Raw genomic sequence first — 13,645 nt, forward strand, 5'->3', positions numbered from 1 at the left:
GTTTGATCAGCCGCGATAGATCGGCGCGCCGCTCGGGGAGGCCACCGCGCCGCCGTCGACGAAGATTTCCTGGCCCTGCACATGCGCGGAATCATCGGAGGCGAGGAACAGCACCGTCTTCGCAACGTGATCCGTTTCGCCGATGCGGCCGAGCGGCGTCGATAGCGCGATCCGCTTCTCGAACGCCTTCTCGGCTTCGGGCGTCGCGGTCGCGGGCCCCCAGATCGGGGTGCGGATCGCGCCGGGCGCCACGACATTGACGCGGATTCCGCGCGGCGACAGTTCCGAGGCCATGATCCGCGCCATCGCCCGCACGCCGGCCTTCGCGGCACCGTAAGCGGAGTAACCGGGAATGCCGAGCACGGAGATCACCGAGCCGTTGAGGATGATCGAGGCATTGTCGTTGAGATAGGGCAGCGCCGACTGCACGGTGAAGAACACGCCGGTCAGATTGGTGCTGATGACCTTCTCGAAAACCTCAGGCGTCGCCGAACCCAGCGGCGTGCCGCCGGCAATGCCGGCATTGGCAAACACGATATCGAACTTGCCGAACTTTTCCCCGCCCTGCTTGATGGCGGCTTCGGTCGCGGCGATGTCGGTGGCGTCGGCGGCGAGTGCGAGCGCGTTCGGCCCGAGCTCCTTCGCGGCAGCCTCCAGCGTCTGCTTGTTGCGCCCGGTGATCACCACCCTGGCGCCTTCGGCCGCGAACAGCTTTGCCGTCGCAAGCCCGATGCCGCTGTTGCCGCCCGTAATCAATGCCGTCTTGTTTTTCAGTCTCACGCTCGCCTCCAGTAGTTGCATGATGAAACTATATTGCCATCTAGGGCATATGGTTTTATGATGCAACCACACAAGCGCGTGATCGGCGCCGGCGCCGTGCGAACGCGATAGGACAGACTGCGATGGTGAAACGAACCAGCTTCGAGGGCGATTCCTGCCCGATCGCGCGCTCGCTGGAGGCGCTCGGCGACTGGTGGTCGCTGCTGATCGTCCGCGAGGCGCTGCTCGGCGTGCGCCGCTTCGGCGAATTCCAGAGCAAGCTCGGCATGGCCAAGAACATCCTGTCGGCCCGCCTGCGATCGCTGGTCGACCACGGCATTCTCGAGACCGCCCCCGCCTCCGACGGCAGCGCCTATCAGGAATATCTGCTGACGCCGAAGGGCCGCGGCACCTTCCCGATCCTGGTCGCGCTGCGGCAATGGAGCGAGGAGTTCGACGATCACCCCGAGGAGATCGCGACCATCCTGGTCGATCGTGCGAAAGGCCGCCCGGTGAAGAAGCTGGAAATGCGCGCCGAGGACGGGCGGCTGCTCAGTCCCGCCGACACCACGCTGAAGCCGCGGCCGGCGCGACGGCGGTCGGCCTGATTGCGGCGTCGAGCCCCCACCACACCGTCAATGCGCGCGGAGCGAACTCAGGCTAGCATCCGACCAGGGTAGCCCTGCGAACCATTTTCAGGCGATCGGCGCGCTGGCGCCGGCCGAACTCGGCCTTGTAGTTCAGATCGTAAACGCAGCCGGCCTTCATGGCGGCAAAGTCTGCATTCCGCTCGATCGCGTAATGACCGGAAGGCTCCGTCTTGAGATGGACGCGACCGGGCTCGGACCAGGCTTGATCGACGCCACGATAGAGCACCCGATCGGTCAAGCCGAGGGCCGCAAACCACAGGATCAACCCTCCGATCAATGCCACCATGATCACGAGGCTACGAACATCGTTGCGGAGCTTGTCCGCAAGGCTCGGGAGATTGGACGCGTTCTTCACATTGGCTTTGTCGTCGGTCGAAGGCGACAGTTCACGCCAATCCACCCAGCATTGTCACGACAGCTTGCGCTTGGTCCGCAGCCGCAGATGCTCGTCGGCCTCGAGCTTGGTCATGCCGAGGAGATAATACAGCACGTCGAGCTTGTGGCGCTCGGCGAGCTTGCGCAATGCTCCGGTCTGCTCGGCGATGAAGGCCACCGCCTCGTCCGCGCCGCCCTCCCCTGGTTCCTCATGACGCGAGCCTCCGCGCGCGCCTGATGCGGCGCGCGTCCTTTTCTTTGGCTTAGTCACCAAGACCCCACCCGAATCCATGCCCCACGGCAACTTTAAGCCCACATCGACCGCAACTCCAAGGTGGTAATTTGCAACTTTCTCGATATGAAACTTTTCCCATCGAGGCGGCTTTCAACACCCCTCGATTTGACAGCGGAGGCCTCACCACCCATGTTCGGGTCGAAACGGCCGACCCGAGTCCTTTCGTTTTCGGCCCAAGATTTTCCCGTAAGTTACTGGAACTACATGAATATCGTCATCGTGGAGTCGCCGGCGAAAGCCAAGACGATCAACAAATATCTGGGCTCGTCCTATGAGGTTCTGGCCTCGTTCGGCCATGTCCGCGACCTGCCCGCGAAGAACGGCTCCGTCGATCCCGATGCCAATTTCAAGATGATCTGGGAGGTCGATCCCAAGGCGGCCGGCCGGCTCAACGAGATCGCCAGGTCCCTGAAGGGCGCCGACCGCCTGATTCTCGCAACCGACCCTGATCGCGAGGGCGAGGCCATCTCCTGGCACGTGCTGGAGGTGCTGAAGGAAAAGCGCGCGCTGACGGACCAGAAAATCGAGCGGGTGGTGTTCAACGCCATCACCAAGCAGGCCGTCTCGGACGCAATGAAGCATCCGCGCCAGATCGACGGCGCGCTGGTCGACGCCTATATGGCGCGCCGTGCGCTCGACTATCTGGTCGGCTTCACTCTCTCCCCCGTGCTGTGGCGCAAGCTGCCGGGCGCCCGCTCGGCCGGCCGCGTGCAGTCGGTGGCGCTGCGCCTCGTCTGCGACCGCGAGCTCGAGATCGAGAAATTCGTGGCGCGCGAATACTGGTCGCTGATCGCAACCCTGCTGACGCCGCGCGGGGATGCGTTCGAGGCTCGCCTCGTCGGCGCCGACGGCAAGAAGATCCAGCGTCTCGACATCGGCACCGGCGCGGAAGCCGAAGACTTCAAGAAGGCGCTGGAGACAGCCAGCTACACCGTGACCGCGGTCGATGCGAAGCCCGCCCGGCGCAATCCGCAGGCGCCCTTCACCACCTCGACGCTGCAGCAGGAAGCCAGCCGCAAATACGGCTTTGCGCCGGCGCACACCATGCGCATCGCCCAGCGCCTCTATGAAGGCATCGACATCGGCGGCGAGACCACCGGACTCATTACTTATATGCGTACCGACGGCGTGCAGATCGCCCCCGAGGCGATCACGCAGGCGCGCAAGGTGATCGGCGAGGACTACGGCAACGCCTACGTGCCCGATGCGCCCCGCCAGTACCAGGCCAAGGCCAAGAACGCCCAGGAAGCGCACGAAGCGATCCGCCCGACCGATCTTTCCCGCCGCCCCGACAGCCTGAGCCGCAGGCTCGATGCCGATCAGGCGAGGCTCTACGAGCTGATCTGGAAGCGCACGATCGCGAGCCAGATGGAATCTGCCGAGCTCGAGCGCACCACCGTCGACATCGCGGCGAAGGCAGGCTCCCGTGCGCTGGAGCTGCGCGCCACCGGCCAGGTCGTCAAGTTCGACGGTTTTCTCGCGCTCTACCAGGAAGGCCGCGACGACGAGGAAGACGAGGATTCACGCCGCCTGCCCGCGATGAGCCAGGGCGAGGCCGTGAAACGGCAGAGTCTGTCCGTCACCCAGCATTTCACCGAGCCGCCGCCGCGCTTCTCGGAAGCTTCCCTCGTCAAGCGCATGGAGGAGCTCGGCATCGGCCGTCCCTCGACCTATGCCTCGATCCTCCAGGTCCTGAAGGACCGCGGCTACGTCAAGCTGGAGAAGAAGCGCCTGCACGGCGAGGACAAGGGCCGCGTCGTGATCGCGTTCCTAGAGAGCTTCTTCAGCCGCTACGTCGAATACGACTTCACCGCAGGCCTCGAGGAGCAGCTCGACCGCATCTCCAACAACGAGATTTCCTGGCAGCAGGTGCTGAAGGACTTTTGGCGCGACTTCATCGGCGCCGTCGACGACATCAAGGATTTGCGCGTGGCGCAGGTGCTCGATGTGCTCGACGAGATGCTGGGGCCGCACATCTATCCGCCGCGCGCCGATGGCGGCGACGTCCGCCAGTGCCCGAACTGCGGCACCGGCCGGCTGAACCTGAAGGCCGGCAAGTTCGGCGCCTTCGTCGGCTGCTCGAACTATCCGGAGTGCCGCTACACCCGTCAGCTCGCCGCCGATGGCGAGGCGACCGCCGACCGTTCGCTCGGCCAGGACCCTGATACGGGTCGCGATGTCTGGGTCAAGGCCGGCCGCTTCGGCCCCTATATCCAGCTCGGCGAGCAGAAGGATTATGAAGAAGGCGAGAAGCCCAAGCGCGCCGGCATCCCGAAGGGCACCTCGCCCGGCGATGTCGACCTTGAGCTCGCGCTGAAACTGCTGTCGCTGCCGCGTGAGATCGGCAAGCATCCGGAAAGCGGTCTTCCGATCACCGCCGGCCTCGGCCGCTTCGGACCGTTCGTGAAGCACGACAAGACCTATGCCAGCCTGGAAGCCGGCGACGAGGTGTTCGACATCGGCCTCAACCGCGCGGTGACGTTGATCGCCGAAAAGGTCGCCAAGGGCCCGAGCCGCCGCTTCGGCGCGGATCCCGGCAAGGCGCTCGGAGATCATCCGACGCTCGGCACCGTCACCGTCAAGAGCGGGCGTTACGGCGTCTATGTCACGGCCGGCGGCGTCAACGCGACGATCCCGGCCGAGTTCGAAAAGGACACCATCACGCTGCCGCAGGCGATCGCGCTGATCGACGAACGCGCCGCCAAAGGCGGCGGCAAGGCCAAGACCACCAAGTCGGCGAAGAAAGCGGCGAAGCCGGCCAAGGCCAAGAAAGCTTCGGCCAAGAGAACTTCGGACAAGAACGCTGCGGACGGCGAAGACGCCGCGCCAAAACCGAAGAAGCCGGCCGCGAAGAAAGCCGCGGCCAAAACCAAATCCGAATCCACCAGCAAGGCGCGCGCCGCCCTGCCGTCGACCGCCAAGACGTCGCCGACCAAGTCCGCCGCCCCCAAGAATCCTGCAAATACTCCGGCCAAGAAGAGTGCCGGCAAGAGTTAGAGGCTAAGTGAAACGCAAGAAAGACCATGGCTTTCCCGACAGGAGCGCCATCGTCGCCTTCATCAAGGCAAATCAGGGGAATGTCGGGACCCGCGAAATTGCGCGCGAGTTCGGCCTGAAGAACGCCGATCGCGTCGAGCTCAAGCGCATGCTGCGCGAGCTCGCCGACGACGGCATCATCAAGAAGAAGCGCCACAAGGTCTCGGAGCCGGACGTTCTTCCGCCCACACTGCTCGCCGACATCACCGGCCGCGACAGCGACGGCGAATTGATCGCCTCTCCCGCCGAATGGGACGAGGTCGAGAGCGGCGAGCCGCCAAAGATCCTCATCGAGATGCCGCGCCGGGCCAAGCCGGGCATCGCGGCCGGCGTCGGCGACCGCGCGCTGCTGCGCGTCGAGCCGACCGACGAGACCGAAGGCCCCGCCTGGCGCGGCCGCATCATCAAGGTCATCGACAAGGCCAAGAGCCGCATCCTCGGGGTGTTTCGCGAGCTTCCCGAAGGTGGCGGACGGCTCGTCCCCGTCGACAAGAAGTTCGCCGACCGCGAGCTGAATATCGCCAAGACCGATGCGCAAGGCGCGCAGGACGGCGATCTCGTCAGCGTCGACATCGTCCGCTCGCGCGGCTTCGGCCTCGCCTCCGGTCGCGTGAAGGAGAAGCTCGGCTCGGTCAAGTCGGAGAAGGCGATCAGCCTGATCGCGATCTACGCCCACGACATCCCGCTGCAATTCTCCGCCGCCGCCGAGCGCGAGGCGGAAGCTGCGGAGCCCGCCAATCTGAAGGGTCGCGAGGACTGGCGCGACGTCCCGCTCGTCACCATGGACCCGCCGGACGCAAAAGACCACGACGACGCGGTCCACGCGCAGCCCGACGACGATCCGAACAACAAAGGCGGCTTCATCGTCAACGTCGCCATTGCCGATGTCAGCTTCTATGTCCGCCCGGGCACTGCGCTCGATCGCGACGCGCTCGACCGCGGCAACTCGGTCTATTTTCCCGACCGCGTCGTGCCGATGCTGCCCGAGCGCATCTCCAACAATCTCTGCTCGCTCGTCCCGGGCGAGCCGCGCGGCGCGCTCGCGGTGCGGATGGTGCTGGGGCCCGACGGCCGCAAGCGCTCGCACAGCTTTCACCGCATCCTGATGCGCTCGGCGGCCAAGCTGAGCTATGCGCAGGCACAGGCCGCGATCGACGGAAGGCCGGATGACACCACCGGCCCCCTGCTCGATCCGATCCTGAAACCGCTTTATGCCGCCTATGCCTGCGCCAAGCGCGCCCGCGACGAGCGCGATCCGCTCAATCTCGATCTGCCCGAGCGCAAGATCCTGCTGAAGAGCGACGGCACGGTCGATCGCGTCGTCGTGCCTGAGCGGCTCGATGCGCACAAGCTGATCGAGGAGTTCATGATCCTCGCCAACGTCGCCGCGGCCGAGATGCTGGAGAAGAAATCGCTGCCGCTGATCTACCGCGTGCATGACGAGCCGACGCTGGAGAAGGTCCACGCGCTCGCGGAATTTCTGGAGACGCTCGACGTTCCCTTCACGAAATCAGGCGCGCTGCGCCCGACGCTGTTCAACCGCGTGCTGGCCCAGCTCGAAGGCCATGACTACTATCCGTTGGTCAGCGAAGTCGTGCTCCGCGCCCAGGCGCAGGCCGAATATTCCTCCGAGAATTACGGCCATTTCGGCCTGAACCTGCGCCGCTATGCGCATTTCACCTCGCCGATCCGTCGCTATGCCGACCTCGTCGTGCACCGCGCGCTGGTCCGCGCGCTCGGCCTTGGCGAAGGCGCCCTGCCCGACAGCGAGACGCCGGAAACCTTGAGCGAAGTCGCTGCCCACATCTCTGTGACCGAACGGCGCGCGATGAAGGCGGAGCGCGAGACCGTCGACCGCCTGATCGCCCATCATCTCGCCGATCGCATCGGCGCAAGCTTCCAGGGCCGCGTCTCCGGCGTCACGCGCGCCGGCCTGTTCGTCAAGCTGAGCGAGACCGGCGCCGACGGGCTGATCCCGATCCGATCCCTCGGCGCGGAATATTTCAACTATGACGAGAGCCGACACGCGCTGGTCGGCACACGCAGCGGCACGATGTATCAGCTCGGTGACGTCGTCGACGTCCGTCTGATAGAAGCAGCCCCGATCGCGGGCGCGCTGCGCTTCGAACTGCTGTCGTCGGAGGCAGACGCCGCGGCGCGGGAGCGCAGGCCGTTCCGCCCGCAGCGCAAATCGTCAAAGGCCCATCCCGGACGCAGCCCAGAGAAAAAACGCAAGCCGGAGAAGCAGAAATCTGCCAAGGGCAGCAAGGCCAAAGGAAAGAACAAGAGCAAAGGCAAGGGACAGAAAGGCAAGGCATGGTGACGATGAGCACGTCCCCAAAGATCTGGACGCGCGAGAGCGGCCTGGTCGAGAAGCGCGATGTCTGGACGGCGATGAAGCGCGGCTTTCGCGGCCGCTGCCCGCGCTGCGGCGAGGGAAAGCTGTTCCGCGCCTTCCTGAAGACGGCGGACAATTGCGCGACATGCGGCCTCGACTTCACGCCGCATCGCGCGGACGATCTGCCCGCCTATCTCGTCATCGTCATCGTCGGCCACATCGTGGTGCCGGCGGTTTTGTGGATCGAGACCAATTACACCACGCCGGTCTGGATCAGCTTCGCGGCCTATCTGCCCTTCACCTTCCTCGCCTCGCTCGCGCTGCTGCAGCCGGTGAAGGGAGCTGTGGTCGGCCTGCAATGGGCTCTGCGCATGCACGGGTTTGACGAGAACCCTCCGGATGGTATTCCGCCTGTGTAAGCAGAATAAGCAAGAACGGTTTGGGTGAGGACATGACGGATACGGTGCAAGTCGCGGAGAAAACCAAGGTCCACGAGGAGAAGGAAGCCGACCATCATCCCTATTTCCGCCCACGGGATGCGGCGACGCTGATCCTGGTCGATCGCAGCGGCGCCAGTCCGAGAGTGCTGGTCGGCAAGCGCCACGACAAGGTCGTGTTCATGCCGGGGAAATTCGTCTTCCCGGGCGGACGCGTCGACAAGGCCGACCATCGCGTGCCCTGTGCGGCGCCCATCACCGCCGAGCTGGAGGTCAATCTCGCCAAGGGCAGCCCGAAGACGCCGGCCTCGCGCGCGAAATCGCTGGCGATTGCCGCCATCCGCGAAGCCTGTGAGGAGACCGGTCTCTGCCTCGGCCGCAAGGCCGAGGGCAAGGTGACGAGGCTCGACGGCCCCTGGAAGCCGTTTTCGGATGCGGGCCTGCTGCCCGATCCCTCCGGCCTGTTCCTGATCGCGCGCGCGATCACCCCGCCCGGCCGCGTCAAGCGGTTCGACACGCGCTTCTTCACGGCCGATGCGTCCGCGATCACCCATCGCGTCGAGGGCGTGATCCATGCCGATGCGGAGCTGGTCGAGCTGGTCTGGGTCGAGCTCGGCTCAAAACCGCTCGCCGATCTGCATCCGATGACGCGCAACGTGCTCAACGAGCTCGACACCCGCCTTGCCACCGGCCCGCTCAGCCACGATGCGCCGGTGCCGTTCTTTCATTTCTATGGCGGCAAGATGCAGAAGGATATTCTGAGCTGAGCCGTCATTGCGCGGCGCGGCTCTCTCCTCGTCATTCCGGGGCGCGCGTAGCGCGAGCCCGGAATCCATCCATCGGCAGCCTCTGCGGCCCAATGGATTCCGGGTTCGCGCCAAGTGGCGCCCCGGAATGACGTGCTGCGAGATCTGCAAAAAACAAAATAATCTTCCCGCCGTACCCAATGGCGGAGTTCCGCCGCGTCCCTATGTCTTCCCGAGCGTCACCAAGAACGGACACCGGGCGATGGCACAACGGCAACTCAAGCTTGGCGCGTTCATGCGCCCGATCAGCATCCACACCGGCGCCTGGCGCTATCCCGGGGCCTGGCCCGACGCCAATTTCAACTTCGGCCATATCAAGACGCTGATCCGAAAGCTCGAGGCCGGCAAGTTCGACGCCTTCTTCATGGCCGATCACCTGGCCGTGCTGAACATGCCCACCAACGCGCTCAAGCGCAGCCACACCGTGACCTCGTTCGAGCCGTTCACGCTGCTGTCGGCGCTCTCGGCCGTCACCGAGCGCATCGGCCTGATCGCGACGGGCTCGACCACCTTCGACGAGCCCTATCACGTCGCCCGCCGCTTCGCCTCGCTCGACCATCTCAGCGGCGGGCGTGCGGGGTGGAATATCGTCACCACCTCGAACCCGGACGCGGCGCTGAATTTCGGCCGGGACGATCACATGGAGCACGCCGAGCGCTACAAGCGCGCCCGCGAATTCTACGACGTCGTCACGGGCCTGTGGGACTCCTTCGCCGACGACGCCTTCGTGAGAGACGTCGAGAGCGGCCTGTTCTTCGATCCCGCGAAAATGCACACGCTCGACCACAAGGGCAAATATCTGAAGGTGCGCGGGCCGCTCAACATCGCCCGTCCGGTGCAGGGCTGGCCGGTGATCGTGCAGGCCGGCGCGTCCGAAGACGGCAGGCAGCTTGCGGCTGAAACTGCGGAAGCCGTGTTCACCGGCGGCGGCAGTCTCGCCGACGGCCAGAAGCTCTACGCCGATATCAAGGGCCGCATGGAGAAGGTCGGCCGCGATCCCGAGCACCTGAAGATCCTGCCCGGCGCCTTCGTCGTGGTCGGCGACAGCGTCGATGAGGCCAGGGAGAAGCGCGCTTTGCTCGACAGCCGCGTGCATTACGACAGCGCCATCGCCTCGCTCTCCGTCATCCTCGGCACGGATGCCTCCGGCTTCGATCCCGATGGCCCCCTTCCCGAGATCCCCGAGACCAACGCCAGCAAGAGCGGCCGCCAGCGCATGGTCGATCTCGCCGCCCGCGAAAAGCTCACCGTGCGCCAGCTCGCCCAACGCGTCGGCGGCTATGGCGGCCTGTCCTTCGTCGGCACCGCCAAAACCATCGCCGACCAGATGGAGGAATGGCTGGTCGGGCGCGGCTCTGACGGCTTCAACATCATGTTCCCGTTCCTGCCCGCCGGCCTCGACGATTTCGTCGACAAGGTGGTCCCGGAGCTTCAGAAGCGCAGGATTTTCCGCAAAGAGTATGAGGGGGCCACTTTGAGGGAGAATCTGGGGCTGCCGCGGCCGAAAAACCGGTTCTTCGAGGCCTGATCGGCCCGTTTTGAGTGGTTTTTGGGGTGTAAAACCTTGACATCAGGCGGTTTCTGGCTAGGTTGCCGGCCAACGCGGGCCGTTTGGCCGGCTCCAGATTCCCCGATATTCTGAGGTTCAGAACATGGCCAAAGCGGTCACCATCAAGGTCAAGCTCGTGTCCTCGGCCGACACCGGCTTCTACTACGTCGCCAAGAAGAACTCGCGCACCATGACCGACAAGCTGGTCAAGAAGAAGTACGACCCGGTCGCGCGCAAGCACGTCGAATTCCGCGAAGCCAAGATCAAGTAAGATCGCGGGACGTTGAAGACTTTGACGGGGCCCTCTGGGCCCCGTTTTCATTTGCTCCGCGACATGTCCCGGACGCGCTGCAGCGTGCAACGCTGAGCCGGGAACCCAGAACGCAACACGGCACACCGCGAAGACATGGGCCCCGGCTCTCGATCCCAACAGTCAACGAACATCAACGCCAACTTGTGTGCGAGCGGCCCGCGCAACGACGCTAAGCGCATTCATGGCGGTACCAAGCCCTATGGAAATGTGAGCTGGTGCACAGATTTTCGCTCAGAAGTATGTCAACCTGGCTAACAGGTTGGGCGATAGGGATGAGAGCAGCATTCATGGAAACCGTGAACCATTGTCGTGCCCAGTCCACTGAATGCCTCAGCCTGATGCGATCAGCGCGGGACGAGACTGAAGCAAGACTCCTCAAGTCTCTGTCGCAGAGCTGGGTCCGCCTCGCAAACCAGATCGATCGGTACAAATCGTTTCGTTCGACGCGTGACAAGGGGCCTGCCGCTTAGCTACACGCGCAACTGCACGATCCACTCTGATCCAGGAAATCCGCGAGGGGATAGGCCGGAAGCGCCCGGCGCCAGACGTCGGAGATGACCGACGTCCAACTCGAGGACAAGTCTGCTCGGCGACGCGCTCACCACCCAGCTGCTGATGACCGTTGCATCGCCAAGGATGATCGGCAGGTCAATTCCTGCCGGCGGATAATCGTGCAACCCGGAATTGGTCCTCAGCCACACCTTGGCTCCGGTCTCGAGTGTCCAATGCGTCGTATGGCCCGCCCATTCCATGTCCTGGTCCCTGTGGCGAAGGGCGTGCTAGCGGTTTTGCGATGAGACGACTTGACGTCCGACAAGTCCGGCAGGGCAGATTGCAACATGGCTCCCGATGAGCTGGGCCTCGTCCCGCTGAACCTTCTCGATAAGACCGAGCTTGGGTGGCTAGCTGGGGGCGCTGTTCTCTGCCACGCAAGTGAGCAGGTTTCTGTGGCTCATATCCCGGCAAACGTGATCGGTCGGTCTGGGTCACGACCTCAACCGAAGCCCTGGACGTTCGCTCTGGGTCCGATGCGGCGGTCGGCGCGAGCACGCTCCCGCGTCCGCTCTGCCGTCGATAGCCGACATCACAACGGATCAACGTGGTTCCGCTAAGGGCCAGGAAGCGGAAGTTGTGGGCCCATGGCATTTCTTCAGTGTGCAAGGCGCTTCTTCGCTTACGCCCGTCAAAGCCCCATAGAACGAGCAGCGCACAAATTCACGTGGCCGCAGCAACTGAGCTAAGCGGCACATCTAGCGAATAAATGAAGCCGCTTGGCTCGTAAGAAAGGCTCACCTGACCCGTCAATTGCTGTCCGAGAGACCCCATCATTCGGGTGCCGAAACTCCGCCGCACCGGCGGCGTGACGGCGGGCCCTCCCCTTTCCGTCCACACAAGGCGGAGCCTCTGCTTCAACTCGTCGATTCCCCAGGCAATCTCCACGCGGCCTGTGGGGACTGACAAGGCTCCAAACTTGGTCGTGTTCGTGCACAACTCGTTTATCGTCATTGCAAGCGTGATGACAGCTACGGAGGTAATCCTGATATCTGGTCCATTAAAATGAAAGCGTCTGTCTCCATGACTATCATAGGGCTCGGTCGCACTGCTCAGTGTGTGGGTAAGGCTTGCATCCGCCCAACTGACTTGCATCAGCAGATCGTGGGCCCGTCCCAATGCGAGCAGCCTCCCTTCCATGGCCTTCTGTCCGTGCTCGATACTCAGCGCTCCGCGAAAGCTTTGGGACGCAATCGCGCTAACCATGGCAAGTGTATTTTTGACGCGATGATGGAGCTCGGCGAGAATCAGCTTCTGCAGTTTGTCGGCGGCGGTTCGCTGCTCGGCGTCTATCCCGGCTTGAACAATGAGTGCGCGGGCGTCTATTTCGGCCTGATCGAGCAGCAAGCGAAGACTGTCGTTTTCAGCCGACAGAATGGTCTCGTGTGTTGATCGCGATGAAGGATCATCCATTTGCGCGGGGTGAGACGCTCCGTCGGCGAGCCGATCAGCTGCAATCGGAACTATCTGCAGCGCTCCTGCACCAACCATCGCCTGCAACTCGGTGATCATTTGCTCGACACCAAGCGGTTTGCCGAAGAAACGACTATTCGCCGGCCTTTCCGCCTCGGACGGTTTCGCTCGACCGGAAACCAATATGATCTTTATCGAGGGCCAGCGCTCATGCACTGCGTGGGCGAGTTTCAGACCGTCGATACTGCCAGGCATTTGAATATCTGTGAGAAGCAGCGAGATATCCGAGCGAGATTCGAGAACCGAGATTGCCTCGTCGGCATTAACGGCCTCGACGGGGCAGAAGCCGGCGTCCTCAACGATATCGACTGCACGCATGCGCAGGATCATCTCGTCTTCCACAATCAGAACGTTCGGCACCTGAATTGGATTTGTAGACATGGCAATATCTCTCTAATTCACGGCGGCCGATGCAGTCTGACCAACCGAGAGCGCCGATTCTTTGGATTACCGCCGACCATCGGCCGCGGCCGCTTGGCAATTGCTCCACTCTGGAAAACCGATAGCGGAGCTGGCCCGGAGCGCACGAGCGCGTCTCAACACGATCACTGGTGTCCTGACGGGCTAGAAGCAGCAATAACTCACGGCAAGCGGTGGAACAGAGACTATCGACGGGCAGTTACCAGGCGAGATTCCTGTAGCTTCGCTCCAGAGCCGGCCTGTCGCAAACAGGAAGCGGCAAAGTTCGGCCAGACCTGGGTGGAGTAGTTCGAAATTACGGCTCGCACCTGAAGCCGGTCGCCTTTCGCCAGCGCCGCGACTTCATCCGCCTGCACTTTAGGAGTAAACCCCGGCAAAGCGATCACCGAAGTTCCGAGCAGCATGAAAATCGTGACGGACAGTAGGGATTTGATCATTAGAGGAGGCTGCTGACTTTTCAGTCTTCGCTCCTCGACATTCGAGGATCTCCATGAAAACAACCAATGCGAGATATCGTTCCATATCTTCATTTAGTCGTTGAATCTGTCTTGCTTTGCCCATTGCGTCTAAGCGCTCTTCACTTGGAGAATTGGTTACGGGCGGACGCCGGCATGAAGCATGCCTCACCATTCCCGATGCCGG

General features: G+C 63.3%; 12 protein-coding genes. 7 read left to right on the plus strand and 5 right to left on the minus strand.

Going from position 1 to position 13,645, the window contains the following annotated elements:
* Positions 1–6: 6 nt before the first annotated feature.
* Positions 7–780, minus strand: coding sequence for an SDR family oxidoreductase (locus ACSHT2_RS05620; protein WP_440640721.1), 774 nt, complete (start codon positions 778–780; stop codon positions 7–9).
* 122 nt (positions 781–902) lie between these two features.
* Between ACSHT2_RS05620 and ACSHT2_RS05625 the strand changes: the two genes are divergently transcribed.
* On the plus strand, positions 903–1,367 hold the full coding sequence (locus ACSHT2_RS05625) for a winged helix-turn-helix transcriptional regulator (protein ID WP_440640722.1): 465 nt from the start codon (positions 903–905) through the stop codon (positions 1,365–1,367).
* A 52-nt stretch (positions 1,368–1,419) separates the two neighbouring features.
* Here the strand turns inward: ACSHT2_RS05625 and ACSHT2_RS05630 are convergent, their stop codons facing one another.
* Together ACSHT2_RS05630 and ACSHT2_RS05635 are read right to left on the minus strand one after the other, a co-directional pair.
* Positions 1,420–1,809, minus strand: a complete 390-nt coding sequence (locus ACSHT2_RS05630; RefSeq protein ID WP_440640723.1) for a hypothetical protein — start codon at positions 1,807–1,809, stop codon at positions 1,420–1,422.
* Between the two features lie 9 nt (positions 1,810–1,818).
* Positions 1,819–1,962: a hypothetical protein gene (locus ACSHT2_RS05635; RefSeq protein ID WP_319327636.1), complete on the minus strand. Its 144-nt coding sequence runs from the start codon at positions 1,960–1,962 to the stop codon at positions 1,819–1,821.
* A 321-nt stretch (positions 1,963–2,283) separates the two neighbouring features.
* Here ACSHT2_RS05635 and topA point away from each other — a divergent pair, with 321 nt between their 5' ends.
* The 6 genes from topA (at position 2,284) to rpmG (ending at position 10,516) form a co-directional block, all read left to right on the plus strand.
* Positions 2,284–5,076 carry a type I DNA topoisomerase gene (topA, locus tag ACSHT2_RS05640; protein ID WP_440640724.1) on the plus strand — a complete coding sequence of 931 codons (2,793 nt, stop codon included), beginning with the start codon at positions 2,284–2,286 and terminating at the stop codon, positions 5,074–5,076.
* 7 nt (positions 5,077–5,083) lie between these two features.
* On the plus strand, positions 5,084–7,438 hold the full coding sequence (rnr, locus tag ACSHT2_RS05645) for a ribonuclease R (RefSeq protein WP_440640725.1): 2,355 nt from the start codon (positions 5,084–5,086) through the stop codon (positions 7,436–7,438).
* On the plus strand, positions 7,432–7,872 hold the full coding sequence (locus tag ACSHT2_RS05650; protein ID WP_440640726.1) for a DUF983 domain-containing protein: 441 nt from the start codon (positions 7,432–7,434) through the stop codon (positions 7,870–7,872). The genes rnr and ACSHT2_RS05650 overlap by 7 nt, the downstream gene beginning before the upstream one ends.
* Positions 7,873–7,904: 32 nt before the next feature.
* Positions 7,905–8,657, plus strand: a complete 753-nt coding sequence (locus ACSHT2_RS05655) for an NUDIX hydrolase (protein ID WP_440640727.1) — start codon at positions 7,905–7,907, stop codon at positions 8,655–8,657.
* A 241-nt stretch (positions 8,658–8,898) separates the two neighbouring features.
* Positions 8,899–10,224, plus strand: a complete 1,326-nt coding sequence (locus tag ACSHT2_RS05660) for an LLM class flavin-dependent oxidoreductase (RefSeq protein ID WP_440640728.1) — start codon at positions 8,899–8,901, stop codon at positions 10,222–10,224.
* Positions 10,225–10,348: 124 nt separating this feature from the next.
* On the plus strand, positions 10,349–10,516 hold the full coding sequence (gene rpmG / locus ACSHT2_RS05665) for a 50S ribosomal protein L33 (protein ID WP_007603295.1): 168 nt from the start codon (positions 10,349–10,351) through the stop codon (positions 10,514–10,516).
* Positions 10,517–11,773: 1,257 nt separating this feature from the next.
* Here rpmG and ACSHT2_RS05670 read toward each other — a convergent pair.
* Together ACSHT2_RS05670 and ACSHT2_RS05675 are read right to left on the minus strand one after the other, a co-directional pair.
* Positions 11,774–12,964 carry a sensor histidine kinase gene (locus ACSHT2_RS05670; protein WP_440640729.1) on the minus strand — a complete coding sequence of 397 codons (1,191 nt, stop codon included), beginning with the start codon at positions 12,962–12,964 and terminating at the stop codon, positions 11,774–11,776.
* Between the two features lie 224 nt (positions 12,965–13,188).
* Positions 13,189–13,440, minus strand: coding sequence for a hypothetical protein (locus tag ACSHT2_RS05675; protein ID WP_440640730.1), 252 nt, complete (start codon positions 13,438–13,440; stop codon positions 13,189–13,191).
* Between the last annotated feature and the right edge of the window lie 205 nt (positions 13,441–13,645).

Source organism: Bradyrhizobium sp. PUT101, assembly GCF_052043945.1.
Taxonomy (GTDB): domain Bacteria; phylum Pseudomonadota; class Alphaproteobacteria; order Rhizobiales; family Xanthobacteraceae; genus Bradyrhizobium.

Bases quoted from the DNA above. Each gene is read 5' to 3' on its own strand.
- ACSHT2_RS05675 (WP_440640730.1), bottom strand. From the start codon at position 13,440: ATGATCAAATCCCTACTGTCCGTCACGATTTTCATGCTGCTCGGAACT.
- ACSHT2_RS05655 (WP_440640727.1), top strand. From the start codon at position 7,905: ATGACGGATACGGTGCAAGTCGCGGAGAAAACCAAGGTCCACGAGGAG.
- rpmG (WP_007603295.1), top strand. From the start codon at position 10,349: ATGGCCAAAGCGGTCACCATCAAGGTCAAGCTCGTGTCCTCGGCCGAC.
- ACSHT2_RS05650 (WP_440640726.1), top strand. From the start codon at position 7,432: ATGGTGACGATGAGCACGTCCCCAAAGATCTGGACGCGCGAGAGCGGC.
- ACSHT2_RS05660 (WP_440640728.1), top strand. From the start codon at position 8,899: ATGGCACAACGGCAACTCAAGCTTGGCGCGTTCATGCGCCCGATCAGC.
- ACSHT2_RS05625 (WP_440640722.1), top strand. From the start codon at position 903: ATGGTGAAACGAACCAGCTTCGAGGGCGATTCCTGCCCGATCGCGCGC.
- topA (WP_440640724.1), top strand. From the start codon at position 2,284: ATGAATATCGTCATCGTGGAGTCGCCGGCGAAAGCCAAGACGATCAAC.
- ACSHT2_RS05670 (WP_440640729.1), bottom strand. From the start codon at position 12,964: ATGTCTACAAATCCAATTCAGGTGCCGAACGTTCTGATTGTGGAAGAC.